General features: G+C 65.7%; 16 protein-coding genes and 1 tRNA gene. 3 read left to right on the forward strand and 14 right to left on the reverse strand.

Annotated features, from left to right (window positions below; genetic code table 11):
* Positions 1–38: 38 nt before the first annotated feature.
* The gene (locus K6L26_RS04385) at positions 39–494 is read right to left on the reverse strand and encodes a hypothetical protein (RefSeq protein ID WP_221852772.1); all 456 of its coding nucleotides are present in this window, start codon (positions 492–494) and stop codon (positions 39–41) included.
* A gap of 115 nt (positions 495–609) precedes the next feature.
* Here K6L26_RS04385 and K6L26_RS04390 point away from each other — a divergent pair, with 115 nt between their 5' ends.
* Positions 610–801 (forward strand): YegP family protein, encoded by a 192-nt coding sequence (locus K6L26_RS04390; protein WP_221852773.1) that lies wholly within the window; start codon positions 610–612, stop codon positions 799–801.
* Positions 802–911: 110 nt separating this feature from the next.
* Here the strand turns inward: K6L26_RS04390 and K6L26_RS04395 are convergent, their stop codons facing one another.
* From K6L26_RS04395 to K6L26_RS04435, 9 genes are all read right to left on the reverse strand, one after another.
* Positions 912–1,172: a hypothetical protein gene (locus K6L26_RS04395; RefSeq protein ID WP_221852774.1), complete on the reverse strand. Its 261-nt coding sequence runs from the start codon at positions 1,170–1,172 to the stop codon at positions 912–914.
* A 436-nt stretch (positions 1,173–1,608) separates the two neighbouring features.
* Positions 1,609–3,021 carry a phage major capsid protein gene (locus tag K6L26_RS04400; RefSeq protein ID WP_221852775.1) on the reverse strand — a complete coding sequence of 471 codons (1,413 nt, stop codon included), beginning with the start codon at positions 3,019–3,021 and terminating at the stop codon, positions 1,609–1,611.
* 270 nt (positions 3,022–3,291) lie between these two features.
* Positions 3,292–3,588: a hypothetical protein gene (locus K6L26_RS04405; protein ID WP_064848756.1), complete on the reverse strand. Its 297-nt coding sequence runs from the start codon at positions 3,586–3,588 to the stop codon at positions 3,292–3,294.
* 223 nt (positions 3,589–3,811) lie between these two features.
* Positions 3,812–5,590, reverse strand: a complete 1,779-nt coding sequence (locus tag K6L26_RS04410) for a hypothetical protein (RefSeq protein ID WP_221852776.1) — start codon at positions 5,588–5,590, stop codon at positions 3,812–3,814.
* Positions 5,587–5,940, reverse strand: coding sequence for a DUF2742 domain-containing protein (locus K6L26_RS04415; RefSeq protein ID WP_221852777.1), 354 nt, complete (start codon positions 5,938–5,940; stop codon positions 5,587–5,589). Before K6L26_RS04415 ends, K6L26_RS04410 begins: the two co-directional genes overlap by 4 nt.
* Entirely contained in the window at positions 5,937–6,671 is a 735-nt protein-coding gene (locus K6L26_RS04420; protein ID WP_221852778.1) for a hypothetical protein, read from the reverse strand. The genes K6L26_RS04415 and K6L26_RS04420 overlap by 4 nt, the downstream gene beginning before the upstream one ends.
* Positions 6,668–6,970, reverse strand: coding sequence for a hypothetical protein (locus tag K6L26_RS04425; RefSeq protein ID WP_221852779.1), 303 nt, complete (start codon positions 6,968–6,970; stop codon positions 6,668–6,670). The genes K6L26_RS04420 and K6L26_RS04425 overlap by 4 nt, the downstream gene beginning before the upstream one ends.
* Before the next feature lie 5 nt (positions 6,971–6,975).
* Entirely contained in the window at positions 6,976–7,125 is a 150-nt protein-coding gene (locus tag K6L26_RS04430) for a hypothetical protein (RefSeq protein ID WP_165609147.1), read from the reverse strand.
* Positions 7,125–7,337 (reverse strand): helix-turn-helix transcriptional regulator, encoded by a 213-nt coding sequence (locus K6L26_RS04435; protein WP_245008688.1) that lies wholly within the window; start codon positions 7,335–7,337, stop codon positions 7,125–7,127. The genes K6L26_RS04430 and K6L26_RS04435 overlap by 1 nt, the downstream gene beginning before the upstream one ends.
* 88 nt (positions 7,338–7,425) lie before the next feature.
* Here K6L26_RS04435 and K6L26_RS04440 point away from each other — a divergent pair, with 88 nt between their 5' ends.
* Together K6L26_RS04440 and K6L26_RS04445 are read left to right on the forward strand one after the other, a co-directional pair.
* On the forward strand, positions 7,426–7,983 hold the full coding sequence (locus tag K6L26_RS04440) for a helix-turn-helix domain-containing protein (RefSeq protein ID WP_221852780.1): 558 nt from the start codon (positions 7,426–7,428) through the stop codon (positions 7,981–7,983).
* Positions 7,967–9,160, forward strand: a complete 1,194-nt coding sequence (locus K6L26_RS04445) for a tyrosine-type recombinase/integrase (protein ID WP_221852781.1) — start codon at positions 7,967–7,969, stop codon at positions 9,158–9,160. Before K6L26_RS04440 ends, K6L26_RS04445 begins: the two co-directional genes overlap by 17 nt.
* Before the next feature lie 79 nt (positions 9,161–9,239).
* Here the strand turns inward: K6L26_RS04445 and K6L26_RS04450 are convergent.
* The 4 genes from K6L26_RS04450 to ponA2 all read right to left on the reverse strand — a co-directional run bounded on the left by K6L26_RS04450 (position 9,240) and on the right by ponA2 (position 14,059).
* Positions 9,240–9,313, reverse strand: a tRNA-Pro gene (locus tag K6L26_RS04450).
* Between the two features lie 220 nt (positions 9,314–9,533).
* Positions 9,534–10,640 (reverse strand): L-cysteine desulfhydrase Cds1, encoded by a 1,107-nt coding sequence (locus K6L26_RS04455; RefSeq protein ID WP_051752745.1) that lies wholly within the window; start codon positions 10,638–10,640, stop codon positions 9,534–9,536.
* Positions 10,637–11,581: a metallophosphoesterase gene (locus K6L26_RS04460; protein ID WP_064898524.1), complete on the reverse strand. Its 945-nt coding sequence runs from the start codon at positions 11,579–11,581 to the stop codon at positions 10,637–10,639. The genes K6L26_RS04455 and K6L26_RS04460 overlap by 4 nt, the downstream gene beginning before the upstream one ends.
* A gap of 27 nt (positions 11,582–11,608) precedes the next feature.
* Positions 11,609–14,059, reverse strand: a complete 2,451-nt coding sequence (gene ponA2, locus K6L26_RS04465; RefSeq protein WP_047036298.1) for a transglycosylase/D,D-transpeptidase PonA2 — start codon at positions 14,057–14,059, stop codon at positions 11,609–11,611.
* Between the last annotated feature and the right edge of the window lie 39 nt (positions 14,060–14,098).

Here is a 14,098-nt window from a genome sequence, read left to right on the forward strand (position 1 = left end):
GGCCAGCCTTGCCAAAACGGCAAAATTGTTTGCCGTGATCACTCCGCCGCGCTGGAACGTCCGACCCAGTCCAGGACTGCATCAATGAACGCGTCGGCCTGATCCCGCTGCACCCACGCAGAGAACGTGGCCAGGTCGATAGTCAGAGACTCACCGTCCACGAAATACACAATCAGCGAGCGCGTGATATCCGGGGACAGCCCGTCATCACGAACGGTCGAGCCAATGTCCACGCGAGTAACGGAAGCCAGGGGATGCACAACCGCCTTCACCTCCGGAGCTTCATCCGCCGTCGAACACGTGGCCCTGCCGATGACATTGCCCTTGAGCCAGGTCACCTCATGGCTGATACCGGAAAGCGTCCTCGGAGCGAACGCCGAGACAGGCCACCGCATCGCCTCGGCGAAGAACTCCACATAACTGCGGGCCGGCGATATCCCACCGTTGAAAACCGCACTCTTCATCTCGCGGAGAACATCCTCGTCAATCTGCATGGTGAACCACCGTACGGGTTCGCAAACGTCTCCTGACTCGAAATCTGGGAGCCGCGATCCTTGATTCACCGATTCCGCGGCGCCTGTGCACGGCGATCATGTATCTATCCGAGTCATGGCCATGTTCGTAATCCGACGCAGTAAAGACAACCAGTTCTACTTCTACTTCCGCGCAAACAACAACGAGATCGTCGCCACCAGCGAGTTGTACAAACAGAAGCAGAGCGCCATCGATGGAATCGAGGCCATCAAGCGCGAGGCGGCGTCTGCGAGCACCGTCGACTTGACCAACGAACCACCGCTCTGACAGCGCACCCCGGGGGTGGGTGGCCATCGTGGCAGGAGCCAGCCACCTGACCCCGCCCCAGTCAGGAGTCGCAATGTGTACGGGGTCTGGGGATTCCGGCGATATATCGTTCAGGCCGCGAGCAGTGCCACCACGCGCGCATCAATGAAGTCGTCCATGAGGTCCTGCAGAGCCTGCATGAGCTGCTCGCATAGCCGCCAGTCGCGGCCCCGAACCGCCGACTGAAAGCGATCGGCAAGCCGCAGCGCAACGCCCGCCACCTCGTCCTCGGTGTTCTGACTGCGGTCGTCGTCGTCCGATGCCAGCGCGGCCACCAGTTCGGCCGGCAGCGAGACCCCGAGCGCCTCGGCAATATCGCGATTCGACTGCACGTAGGGGTCTGGTTCATCCCCGTCGACCCGACGCACTGGCGCCGGTGGCCGGCTGACCGGTGAAGCTCGCCGCCGCGTCCGCTTACCGCACGTGTCCGAGCACCACTTGCGGTTCGGCTTGAGTGACTCGAACGCATTCCCGCAGCCCACGCAACGCTTCTGGTACATACCAACTCACCGATCTGTTTGTCCGGACACGAAATTTGTCCCGAGAGAGAAATGGCGACTGGGGCGGGGTCGCTGTTCGGGGTGGTGGCCACGATGGTGACCGGCCCCCGGGGTGGTGTGGTGTGCGGTCCGGCGCAGGTGCCACTCTGGCCTCATCTGCCGTCATGGTGGCCCTTTGCCCGGTGAAAGGTTCGGAAGCGGGTTTGACGCCGGACCGCGTCCGTGACCGGGCTGCGAGCGATTGAGCAGCCCAGCCACGGAGGTCTCACTACGCCGTGGTGGCGATGTTGAGCAGTCGGAACGCTTGGGGCATGAGGACGTCCGAGCCGGTGCGCCACCACAGCAGGGCACCGCGGCTGCCGTTGGGCCGGCGGTTGGAGCCGAGCAAGTGGTCGACGCGTTCCATGGTGGCGCCGATGCGGTCGACGATCAGGAACTGTGACCAGTCGCCGTAGGCCAGCAGGTAGTTACTGGCGGTGGCCGCAGCGTTGAACGTGCCATCCATGTTGGACTGCTCGTGCACCATGCGCCCGAGCAGCGAGGGCGGATTGTCCTGCAGGCTGGGGAACTTCAGCGCACCGTTGTTGGTCTCCATCTGCCGCAGCGTGTTGAGGATCGCCAGGTTGGCAGTCCATCGTGCATTGGCCTGGAACCGGGGCGGTAGAGCGTTCTGCACCGCGTACACGTCGCCGGCGACCAGGGTCTCGGCGGTGGCTGGGGCGATGAGCGGGACGGTGCCGGCCGAGGCGACCAGGCTGGTGATGAACCCGGTGGGTTCACCGGTGCCGGTGCCGGTGGTGTAGGCGGCATCGGAGAGTTGCAGCGCGGAATCCAGCAGGATCTTCTGCAGCTCGGCGATGAATCGGACGGCGTCCTGTTCCACCTCGAAGCTGTAGGGCACGAAGGCGCTACCGCGGTGCACAGGGACGCTCGGGTCATCGAGAGTGGGTGTGCCGTCCGAGGACTCCTCGAATTCGTCGCGCCATTCGGCGGTCACGCCGGCCGAGGAGACGCCGTTCCAACTGTTGGTGGCGATGGTCTCGACGCGGGCGATCTGACGCAGACTCGAGGTCGAGCCGTTGTTGGACAGCAGGATCGCCGGGTCCAGCGACAGTGGCACCATGGCGTCGCCACCGTTACCGGATCCGCCGATACCGAGGGCGCGCAGTTCATCGCGCAAGCCCTCGACACGGCGGTAGGCGTCGGCTTCCTCTGGGGTCCAGCGCAGGTGGCCGGTCGAGCCGCCGGTGTACCACTTGGCGAACGCGCGCTCGTAGGCGTCCGAGCCGGCCGCAACAGCCCAGCGGGCTGCCCAGGTTTCGCCGTTGCCGACGAGGCGCTCAACGGTCTCAGCTCCACCTGTTCCGAGGGTGCCGGCCTTGATCTTGGCGTCAACGGTGCGTAGCGCCGCATCGCGGGTACCGGTCATTGGGGCCTGGTCCTCACCGATGCTGCCGCGGTCGATGCGCATCCGGCCACCACCGGTGGCAGCTTTGGCGATCTCGGTGCGGCGGTCGAGACGTTCGACGTGATCGCGCAGCTCCTCGAACTCCTCGTGCAGCTGGTCGAACTCGGTCTCGTCGGCCTTGCTCATGCGGTGCTTGCCGCCGAGCTGCTCCATGCGAGTGTGGGCTTGTTCCATACGGGTAACCGCGGCATCGCGGCTGAGATTGACGAACATGATTTGTGTGTCCTCACGTACTCGGGATGCGGTGCACCGCAAGCCCATCCACGGTCGGGATAGGGCTGCGGAGACCGCTCATCAACAGAAGGGGAATCGCCGGGTGCTCGGCTGCGCTGTGTCGGGCGCCAAGCTGCGCGACGTGAGAATCGGGAATGGGAGCCTGTCGGTTCGTTGCGGGCCAACCCTGTTCGGATCGGGCCGCTACGAAGCGGTGACGCTCGCATACCGTCAGCACCGAGTCTACCGCCATGCCACGACGATTCGGGTCTAGCGTGTCTCGTCGGTCCACTCGGCGGGCACGGTGTCGGGCACCGTGTCCTCGGAGATGAACTCCCGCTGTATCGGGCCGTCGTCGGTCAGTACGTCGCGGTGAACCATCGCCAGGGTGCGGCCACCCCAGCGGAAGTCGAGCAGGTCGTCGTCGTCGCTGGGGTACATACGTACGCCGTGCTGGCCCGTGGCGTGGCACCAGGCGATGCGCTCGGCGCGGTCGGAGGGGTCCAGGTCGGCTACCGCTGCGGTCAGAATCTCCTGCACACGGTTCTGGGTCTGATCGTCGCTCATGGTTGTGGGGTTCCTTTCAGGGCTGCTTGTGGTGTGGAAAAACTGCGGAGAGAGACGCGACTGCAGGCGTAGGGGTCGCCACGAGGCCCTGGCTGTGATGGCAACCCCGCCCCCGGGGGGGCGATGACCGATCGCGGGGGAACCGTCTGGCCTGACCCCGCCCAGTCAGGAGTCGCAATGTGTACGGGTCTGGGGGATTCTGACGATGTATCGCTGATGATGCTCACGACGCATCCTCGGCGTCCGCGGGTTGAACGATCTTCCAGATGGTTTCGGAGCCGGTGCCCGGTACCGATTCGATGCGGCCAGAGTCCGTGGCGGCGTGACGGGCCGACGTCCAGGAGTAGCCGGCTGCGGTGGCGGCGTGACGGAACTGTTCCTTGTCGACCACGTCGATGCCGTCGCGGGCGAGGTTGTCGAGATAGTTGGCTGTCCAGTCCGCGGCCGAGGTGTGTTTGGTCTTGCGGGTGCCGGTGATGTCCCAGACCGCGACCTTGCCGTTGCGCCCGATCACGGTGATGTCTGGGTGGTCGCTGGCGGCTACTCGAATTGTCTGACGTGCGAAGCCGGCAGCTTCTCCAGCATCGAGTACAGCAAACGATTCTGCGGTAGTGTGGCCCGCTGCCCGGAGGTCTGCGAGGTGGTTGGCCAACCATGCGCGGCCGGTGAGCTTCGGCGGCTCGGAATCGTGCGACCTGCGGGAATCGAGGTCAGTAACCGTAGCTTCTGGTTCACCCTGAACTTTCGGTTCACCCTCTGTGAAGTGCGAATATTGACCCCGAACCGGGGGTTCACCCTGAACTCCTGTCAGTCGGTATCGGACCCCTCGCTCAACCGTAATTGCTGCCACCCGACCCTCATGTTCCAGCAAAGACACGGCTTGGTCGAAGAGGTCTCGTCGTTCGCGCTTTCCCATGCGGCTGCGGAGGGCGTTGCCGGCCTGTTCGCCGTCCCGTTCCAGGGTGCGAATGATGCTGTTCTTGACGCCGTCGAGTAGGCGGTTATCGATGACGTCGTTGAACTCGGCTTGGCGCAGTGCACGCGCTCTGGCCTTCTCCCGGTCGGCTCGTTTGGCCTCGGACAGGATCCAGTCGCGGGTGCGATCGGATACGGCCATGACGGTCTCGGACAACTGCCAGTCGAGTTCGGAGACGACCGAGCGGTGGTGCATGACGGCCAGGACCGCAGCGACCTTGCAGCGGGTCAGGAGGGCGTGGCCGTCGAGGGCCTCGGAGTCGCCTCGCTGGCGGGCGATGTGCGCGGCGATGACCGTCTGGGCGATCTCTTCGGGTCCGTACTCGATCTCCATCGCCTCGGTGCTCAGGCGCGCCCACGGGGGCAACGAGGTGTTGAGTGGCCCGGGATCAGAGGCCGGGGAGGCCGGCATATCCGGGTCGGTGGTCGGGAACCACAGAAAACGCTGCGGGGTACCGCCTGAGGTGTCGGAGAAGATCACTCCGCAGTGACCGGGCTGGGCGCCGACCGACAAGCAGCACCTGTAGGTGTGAGCCTGAACAATCCGCGTGGTGGCATCACTGGCGTTGGACTGACCGAGCAGTTCCCCCATGGCCATCGACTTCAGTTGAGCGAGCAGGATGCTGCCCTGTCGGCCCGCGATGCCAGCCAGGGTGTCGATCTCGGGGACGCTGAAGATCGCCCGCGTGATCGGCTCTTGGCCGTCTTTCTTGGGCGGCATGAACGTGGCGGCGATGCCCTCGCCGGACCCGATGGGGCGTTCGATGATCGGGTCCGGCCAGACCTCGCGTGCGACCTTGTCGGAGATGCCCTTGCCGCCACCACTCGGGGAGACGAAGGCGGCGAGAAGGTTGAGGCTGGCACGGCCGCCGATGATCCCGGGTAACTGGACCTCGGGTCCGGTGCTGGCCGATACCCGTAGTAGGACCGCGCCGAACACAGCCCACGGTGCTGCGTAGCGGGCGCGGGCCCACTGGTAGATGGTTCTGAGTTCTGTTGTGGCGCTGAAGAATTCTTCGTCAGTCACGATGCCTTCCTGGGAATGTAGGGGCCGGGTCCCTGGACTAGGCGTTGTGCGAGTGCCGTCCATCCGCCGGCCGCGGCGATCTCGCGGGATGCCTCGGCGCGTTTCTCCTGGGCGACCTCGGTACGTAGTGCCCAATGTTCTCCGAAACGGGCGAGCGCCAGCAGCTTCCGAGGATCGCTGTCGGACAGTTCGCACCATGCGGGGGTACCGGCCACCGGGAGCGGGCCGACGTTGGCCTTGTTGACCATGGCGGTGATGAACTCGTGCACCGGCCACCAACTGACTTGCTGGGATTCGGGAGAGCCCGCCCCGGTGAGGGGGCGGGACTCCACGTTCTTCTGATGGGTCATTCGACTGAGGCACCCACGGTGTCAGCGAGGTCGGCCAGCATGTGCACGGTCGCGGCATCCAAGCTGTTGACGTCGGCGGCCAGCTTGAGCAGCAGTACCGCCACTTCCTTGCGGCGCTTGTCGAGTAGCCAGTTGTTGCGCACCCGTAGGCAGTTGACGCACACGCCGTCGGCGATCCACCACAGCCCGGTCTCGGCGTCGAGATTCTCGTGCTCGGACCGCTCGGGATCCGTTACCTGAGTGGGCGCTTCAAGCTCGGTGATGCTGCTGCCGTTCGATCGATGCTCGGCGGGTACCTCAACCGGTTCTCCGCACATCGCACGGAACCACTTCTGTCCGGCCTCGCGTGCCTCGTTCTCGTCGGACTTCCACCAGCGGTGGTTGACGAACGGGTTCTTCGGGTAGTTGCTCTGCCGGTACCGGTCGATGATGCGGACCAGATCCTTGGCCGCCCAGGGATCTTGGAACCGAGGATGCGCCTTGAGGTCACCGAGGGCGATGCGCTGGACCGTCTCGGCGTGATCGGCCGCCCAATCCCCCTCGGGATGGAGCAGGGCGTGGGTGGTGACCTTGCCGCACGTCTCGCACTTCAGATCGCCGAGCTCACGCGACCAGTCCAGGTCCACCGGCCGCTTCAGCCAGTAGTTCTCCGGCTGGTAGTTCCGTGCTCGCTTGAATGTCCGGAGCGTCCCGCAGGTATTGCAGAGCGCCGGCCGCAACTGCTCGCTCACCGGGTCACCTCCGCGGCGTCGGCTTCGAGCTGGTCGGTCGCACGGTCGAGCGCGACGGCTGCGCGCTTCAGGTGACCGAGGGCGGTCACGAGGTCGACGCAGGCCATCAGCGGGGATCCGGTGGGCAGGCTCTGCAGCTCCTCGTTGAGGTCGTGCCGCAGCAGATCCACCTTGTTCACCGCGATATCGAGCCGCTGAGAGATGGTGGCCGGCGGGGTGTACGTCGCGCAGAACGCGCAGGTGTCCCCGGAATCGATGGGAATCGTGCAGTGCTTGCACTGCATCTGTTGTGTCATCATGGGGTCTAGATCTCCTTGGTGGTAGTTGTGGTGACTTCTCGCTGGCGGATCTTCTGAAGGGCCTCGGTTGCAGCCGGGGCCTTTCGCATGTCCGGGGTGTTGTCGTCCTCGATGAGTCCGAGGTCGGCGTGGTCGGCCTGGGGGAGATCCCGCATCAGGCGACCTCCGGACTGGTTCCGCCCCGCCTGGTCGCCTTCTCCTGCTCGGCAATCCACCGGTCGACCTCGCTGCGTCGGTAGACCACTCGGCGGCCCAGGGCAAATGAAGCTGGCCCTTGGTTGGTGCTGCGGAAGTACCGCAATGTCCCGGCCGGCAACCCGGTTATCCGCGACACCGTGCCGGTGTCAATGAACTCGCTGTCAGTCACGGTAGTGCTCCAATCGCATAACGGTGTTGAAACTGCACCGTCAGATTGCCACTGTTGGCGGTGCTGGTCAAGCACTACGATGCGATTTATGCATGATGACGCTGAGCCGGGGTTCGACAAGCGCGTCGGCGCCAACATTCGAGACCTTCGGAACAAGAAGGGGTGGAGCCAGCGGCAACTCGCAGAGTCGCTACAGGGCGATCTCCGACTGGACCCTTCCGCCATTACCAGAATTGAGCGCGGCGAGCGGTCCATCAAACTTCGGGAGGCTGCTGCGATCGCAGATGCGCTCGAAGTTGCGCTCTATCAAATCGTTACGCATTTCGACAATCCGCACGACGAAGAATTGCGCCAACTTACGAATTCTGCGCACTGGGAAATCAGGCTCGCGCAGGAAGCCTTTCACCGCATGGCGACCGTGTATCTGCTGGCAGCCGGCACGATTTCAAAGCATGGAAACGTGATGACAGATTTCAGCGACCCACGACAGTATCTCGCCGAAGAAGCTAGGCGGGCCGCAGAACGCCCACCCGCCGCGCGTTTGCGTGCAACTGCAAATGAACACCTTGACCAAATCGAAGAAATCATGCGGGCCGCAACCTCTAACTTGATTGTGAGGTCCGAAGCTGATGACTCAGACGCGTAACCGCCGGGCCGGCGTCGAGGACCGCTGGACCAAGACCGTCCGCGATGCTGACGGGAACCTTCAGACTGTCCATAGTGCCAAGTATGGCAAGGGATCTCGCTGGCGCGCCCGGTATGTAGACAGTCGCGGCAACGAGCACGAGAAGCTGTTCGCCCGAAAAGTCGACGCAACGAAGTGGCTAGACGAAGTCACCTCAACAATCGTCACCGGTACCTACGTCGCTCCGAACGCCGGCACGGTGTCAGTGGGGGAGATTCATCAGCAATGGCTGAAAACCCAAGCACACGTAAAGGATTCAACAAAGGCCGCGCGAGCGTCGGCGTGGTCTGTCCACGTGCGCGACCGGTGGCAGGACACTCCGGTAGCCGAAGTGCAGACATCCGCTGTCCGGGCGTGGGTCAACGAACTGGCCGAGGGTTCGGCGGCGCCGACGATCGAGAACGCGCTCGGTGTCCTGCGAATGGTGCTCGCCCTAGCCGTCGAGGACAAGCGGATACCACGCAACCCCTGCGACGGGGTCAAGGCGCCACGACGGAAACACTCGGTGCGTGCATATCTCACTCACCAGCAGGTGGCCGAGCTGGCGGACACGATGGCCCGCGATGCCCTGGTGATCCGGTTTCTGGCCTACACGGGGCTGCGGTACGGGGAAATGGCTGCGCTGAAGGTCCAGAACTTCGACATGCTCCGCCGTCGCGTGAACATCAGGGAGTCGGTCACCGAGGTCTCTGGCAAGCTCACCTGGTCGACGCCGAAGAACCACGAGCGCCGCTCGGTGCCTTTCCCACGATTCCTAGTCGACGATCTTGCCGCCCAGATGAAGGGCAAGGGCCGGGAGGATCTGGTGTTCACGGCGCCGGCCGGCGGAGTGCTGCGCATCGCGACGTTTCGCACCCGCGTGTTCAACCCGGCCGTCGATAAGCTCCGGGGCCTTGATGATGACGGGAAGCCCACAACTGACTGGCCCCGGCCGACTCTGCACGATCTGCGCCACACCGCGGCGTCGCTGGCCATCAGCGCCGGGGCCAACGTGAAGGCGGTCCAAACGATGCTCGGACACAAGTCCGCTGCCCTGACTCTGGACACCTACGCAGACCTGTTTCCGGACGATCTGGAGGCGGTTGCCGATGCCTTCGACGCCGCAGTGGCGGCACTGCCGAAAACTACTGCGGGCTAGCTGCGGGCTACTGGCCAACGTGTCCTGCGAACGAACAAGGCCCTGACCGCATTTCGCTGGTCAGGGCCTTGCTGCACTGTCGGGGTGGCGGGATTCGAACCCACGACCTCTTCGTCCCGAACGAAGCGCGCTACCAAGCTGCGCCACACCCCGTGTGAAGCTTCGACAGCCTATCGCACCGGATACCTCGAAAGCCAAACGGCCACCTCTGCGCCGAGGCCGCCATGGTTCGGCGGTGTGACAAACGCCGGGCAACGGGAAGCAATAGCGGTGCCGGCGGCGTTATACGACGCATGACCGTACTGGGCGCCTTCGTCTACTTGGGCTTCTTCGCCCTGGCAGCGCTGTGGCTGTTCCTGACGGCCGAGACGGATCAGGACCAGCTGCCCGAGCGCTCGAACTCCGAGAGCACCTCCGCCGATGCCGAGGTGTCCAGCCCCTGGGCGCTGAGCCAGTCCGCATCGAAGTAGGTGTCCGCGTAGCGGTCACCGCTGTCGGCCAACAGGGTCACCACCGACCCGCTGCGGCCGTGCGCGATCATCTCGGCCAGTAGCTGGAACGCGCCCCACAGATTGGTCCCCGTCGACGGCCCGACCCGGCGACCCAGTACTCGGCTGGCGTGGTGGGCGGCGGCCACCGAGCCGCAGTCCGGCACGGCGATCATGCGATCGACCACCCCGGGCAGAAACGACGGCTCCACCCGCGGCCTGCCGATGCCCTCGATGCGGGACGATGCGCCCGTGACGACGTCATCGCGGCCCTGGGCGTAGCCGGGGAAGAACGCCGAATTCTCCGGGTCGACGACACAGAGCTGCGTGGCATGCCTGCGGTAGCGGATGTAGCGGCCGATGGTCGCGCTGGTGCCGCCGGTGCCCGCCCCCACCACGATCCATTCCGGGACCGGATGGGGCTCAAGGCGCATCTGCTCGTAGATCGACTCGGCGATGTTGTTGTTGCCGCGCCAGTCGGTGGCCCGCTCGGCGTTGGTGAACTGGTCCAGATAGTGCCCGCCGGTCTCCTCGGCCAGCCGGTGCGCCTCGGCATACACCTGCGAGGACTCGGCGACGAAATGGCAACGGCCGCCCTGGGCTTCGATCAGTGCGATCTTGGAACCACTGGTCGAGGCCGGCACGACCGCGATGAACGGCAGACCGAGCAGCGCCGCGAAGTACGCCTCCGACACCGCCGTCGACCCCGAGGACGCCTCGATGATCGTCGTCCCCTCACCGATCCAGCCGTTGCACAACCCGTACAGGAACAGGGAACGGGCCAGCCGGTGCTTGAGGCTGCCGGTGATGTGGGTGGACTCGTCTTTGAGATACAGCGCGACATCCACGTCGTCGCGCCATGCGGTCGGCAGCGGATACCGCAACAGGTGGGTGTCGGCGCTGCGTTTGGAATCGGCCTCGATCAGCCGCACCGCGTTGTCGACCCACCGGCGGGGCCGGGGATGCGCGGCGATACTGGCCGGCCGGCTCACCGGGCCGAGACGGCCGGGCTGGATTGGCCAGCCCCGATCCCGGCGTGCCCGCCCCCGGTCGGCGCTGCCACGAGCGTCAGCAGAGTGGCCTCGGGACGGCAGCAGAACCGCACGGGCGCGAACGGCGACGTGCCGATGCCTGCCGAGACGTGCAATTGCATGTGTGAGCCCCACTTGGAGGCGCCCTTGGCCCGCGACCGGTCGAGTTCGCAGTTGGTGACGATCGCCCCGTAGAACGGCAGGCACAGCTGCCCGCCATGGGTGTGCCCGGCCAGCACCAGCTGGTAGCCGTCGGCGGCGAAGCGGTCCAGCACGCGAGGTTCGGGGGAGTGGGTCAGGCCCAGCGTCAGGTTCGCCGCGCCGTTGGCCCGGCCGGCGATGGTGTCGTAGCGGTCGCGTTTGAGGTGCGGATCATCCACCCCGGCGACCGAGATGTGCAAGCCGGCCACCTCGATGTCGCGACGGACGTGGGTCATGTCCAGCCAGCCGCGCTCGGTGAAGGCCGCGCGCAGGTCCTGCCAGGGCAGCGGCTCACCGTGGGTCCGGTGCTGCGGATTGGTGATGTAGTTCAGTGGGTTCTTCAGCCGCGGCGCGAAATAGTCGTTGCTGCCGAACACGAACAGGCCCGGCGCTGACAACAGCTCACTCAGTGACTGCACGACGGCGGGCACGGCCTTGGGGTGGGCCAGGTTGTCGCCGGTGTTGACCACCAGATCGGGCTCGAGGCGCGCCAGATCGCGCAGCCAGGCCTGCTTGCGACGCTGGTTGGGTCGCATGTGCAGATCGGACAGGTGCAGTACTCGCAGAGGTGACGAGCCCGGGGCCAGTACCGGCATGGTCGCCTCCCGCAGCACGAACGCATTGCGCTCGATGAGGGACGCGTAGCCGATACCGGCAACCAGAGAACCGGCGGCGACGGCAGCTGCCTTCTTTACTGACATGCAGGCAAGCCTACTGCGAACCGGTGCTCACGGGGGCGGTGGAGGCCCGAGCACCGGAACGGTGATCGGCGGCAGGCCCGGGATCTCGACGACCGTCTGGCCGATCTCCGGCGGCGGCCCGCCCGGCATCGGGAACGCGATCGGAGGAGGCGGCGGGGCCGGCGGGATCCCGTTGCTGACCTGGATCGTGATGATCGAACCCGGAATCGTCTGGCCGCTGGGCGCGGTGCCGACCACGGTGCCGGCCCGCGAGCTGCTGTTGACCGAGGCGGCGCCGTCGGCGACCTGGAATCCGGCCTCCTTGAGCCGCTGCCGCGCGGCCGGCTCGTCGAGTCCGCTGACCGTCGGCACCACGGAGCCGGGGCCGCCGTCGACGTAACGCGGATCGGTCGGCGGTAAGGCGACAGGGCCGAAGTTGTTGGCGATCGGCTTCAGCGCGGTGAACCAGGTGCGGGCCGGCTCGTTGCCGCCGAACAGGTCGCCGTCCCCGCACTGGCGCAGCGGGAACGAGCACAGCTCACCGGGGCTGCTGGAATCGTCGTAGATGTAGTTGGCCGCGGCGTACTGGTTGGTGAAGCCCAGGAAGCCCGACGAACGGTGCGCCTCGGTGGTGCCGGTCTTGCCCGACATCGGCAGATCCCAGCCCACCGAACCGGCCGAGCCGGAGGCGGTACCGCCGGCCTGGTCGTCCTTGCTCATGGCATTGGCCAGGGTGTTGGCCAGGCCTTCGGGCACCGCCTGATCGCACGTCTCGGTGGTCACCGACACCTCGTTGCCGTGCCGGTCGAGTACCTGGGCGATCGGATTGGGCGGGCACCAGGTTCCGCCGGAGGCCAGGGTGGCCGCCACGTTCGACAACTCCAGGGCGTTGACCTCGATGGGGCCCAGGGTAAACGAGCCGATGTTCTGCCGCTTGACGAAGTCGGCCAGGCTCTCGTTGCTGTCCGGGTCATAGTCGCGCGCGGTGCCGGGCAACGCATAGGACCGCAACCCCAGCTTGACCGCCATGTCCACCGACCGCTGCACACCGATCTGCGAAATGAGCTTGGCGAACGCGGTATTCGGCGATGTGGCCAAGGCATCGGTGACGCTCATCGTGCCCCGGTAGCCGCCGGCGTTCTTCACACACCAGGTCTCCTTCGGGCATCCCGGGGTGTCGCTGCTGCCCAGCCCCTTGGCCTGGAAGAACCCGGGTACCGGTAGCTGGGTGTTGATGCCCATCCCCATGTCCATGGCCGCGGCCGTGGTGAAGATCTTGAAGATCGAGCCCGCGCCGTCGCCGACGAGCGAGAACGGCTGCGGCTGCATGGTTTCGCCGGCATCGGTGTTCAGGCCGTAGGTGCGGTTGCTGCCCATGGCCAGGACGGGGTGAGATTCCTTGCCGGGTTTGATCACGCTCATCACGCTGGCGATGCCGGGGGCGTCGGGCCGGGCGATGCTGTCGATCGCCGACTTCACCGAGCCCTGCACATCCGGGTCCAGCGTGGTCTTGATCAGATAACCGCCCTTGGCCACCTGCTCCTTGGACAGACCGGCGCGGGCCAGGTACTCCAGCGCGTAATCGCAGAAGAACGCCCGGTCACCGGCGGCGATGCAGCCACGGGGCAGCTCGTTGGGCTGCGGCAGGATGCCCAGCGGCTGCTGCTTGGCGGCGCGCAGCGCCTCCGCCTCCTGCGGGATGTTGTCGATCATGGTGTCCAGCACCAGGTTCCGCCGGGCCAGGGCGCCGTCGGGATTGGTGTAGGGATTGAGCGCGCTGGTGGACTGCACCATGCCGGCCAGCAGGGCGGCCTGCTGCCAGTTCAGCTCCGAGGCGTTGATGCCGAAATACGTCTGGGCGGCGTCCTGGACGCCGAACGCGCCGTTGCCGAACGAGACCAGGTTCAGGTAGCGCGTCAGGATCTCGGGCTTGGTGAAGGTCTTGTCCAGCGTGAGCGCCATCCGGATCTCGCGCAGCTTGCGGGCCGGTGTGGTCTCGATCGCGGCGCGCCGCTCGGCGTCGGTCTGGGCGACGACCAGCAGCTGGTAGTTCTTCACATACTGCTGCTCGATGGTCGAACCGCCGCGGGTGTCGCTGTCGCCGCGCATGTAGCCGGTCAACCCGGTCAGGGTGCCCTGCCAGTCCACGCCGTTGTGTTCGGCGAACCGCTTGTCCTCGATGGAGACCAGAGCCAGCTTCATGGTGTTGGCGATCTGATCGCTGGGCACCTCGAAACGGCGCTGTGAATACAGCCAGGCGATCGTGTTGCCCTTGGCGTCGACCATGGTCGAGACCTGCGGAACTTCGCCCTCCACCAGGGCGGCCGAGCCGTTGGCCACCACGTCGGAGGCCCGGTTGGACATCAACCCGAAGCCACCCACGACCGGGAACATGAACGTGGCCACCAGCACGCTGGCCAGCAGGCAGCACCAGGCAAGTTTGATGATGGTGACCGCTTGGGGTGGCTGCGCGGGCGGTCGAGTCGGCTGCTCCGGCATGGGTACAGAGTAGCTATCTCTGGATTGGCCGCTTCCCGC

This window comes from Mycobacterium farcinogenes (genome assembly GCF_019739075.1).
GTDB classification, from domain to species: Bacteria; Actinomycetota; Actinomycetes; order Mycobacteriales; family Mycobacteriaceae; genus Mycobacterium; species Mycobacterium senegalense.

Excerpts from the sequence above, each read along its gene's own strand:
- K6L26_RS04385 (WP_221852772.1), bottom strand. The coding sequence starts at position 494 with ATGCAGATTGACGAGGATGTTCTCCGCGAGATGAAGAGTGCGGTTTTC.
- K6L26_RS04390 (WP_221852773.1), top strand. The coding sequence starts at position 610 with ATGGCCATGTTCGTAATCCGACGCAGTAAAGACAACCAGTTCTACTTC.
- K6L26_RS04400 (WP_221852775.1), bottom strand. The coding sequence starts at position 3,021 with ATGTTCGTCAATCTCAGCCGCGATGCCGCGGTTACCCGTATGGAACAA.
- K6L26_RS04405 (WP_064848756.1), bottom strand. The coding sequence starts at position 3,588 with ATGAGCGACGATCAGACCCAGAACCGTGTGCAGGAGATTCTGACCGCA.
- K6L26_RS04415 (WP_221852777.1), bottom strand. The coding sequence starts at position 5,940 with ATGACCCATCAGAAGAACGTGGAGTCCCGCCCCCTCACCGGGGCGGGC.
- K6L26_RS04425 (WP_221852779.1), bottom strand. The coding sequence starts at position 6,970 with ATGATGACACAACAGATGCAGTGCAAGCACTGCACGATTCCCATCGAT.
- K6L26_RS04430 (WP_165609147.1), bottom strand. The coding sequence starts at position 7,125 with ATGCGGGATCTCCCCCAGGCCGACCACGCCGACCTCGGACTCATCGAG.
- K6L26_RS04440 (WP_221852780.1), top strand. The coding sequence starts at position 7,426 with ATGCATGATGACGCTGAGCCGGGGTTCGACAAGCGCGTCGGCGCCAAC.
- K6L26_RS04445 (WP_221852781.1), top strand. The coding sequence starts at position 7,967 with ATGACTCAGACGCGTAACCGCCGGGCCGGCGTCGAGGACCGCTGGACC.
- K6L26_RS04460 (WP_064898524.1), bottom strand. The coding sequence starts at position 11,581 with ATGTCAGTAAAGAAGGCAGCTGCCGTCGCCGCCGGTTCTCTGGTTGCC.
- ponA2 (WP_047036298.1), bottom strand. The coding sequence starts at position 14,059 with ATGCCGGAGCAGCCGACTCGACCGCCCGCGCAGCCACCCCAAGCGGTC.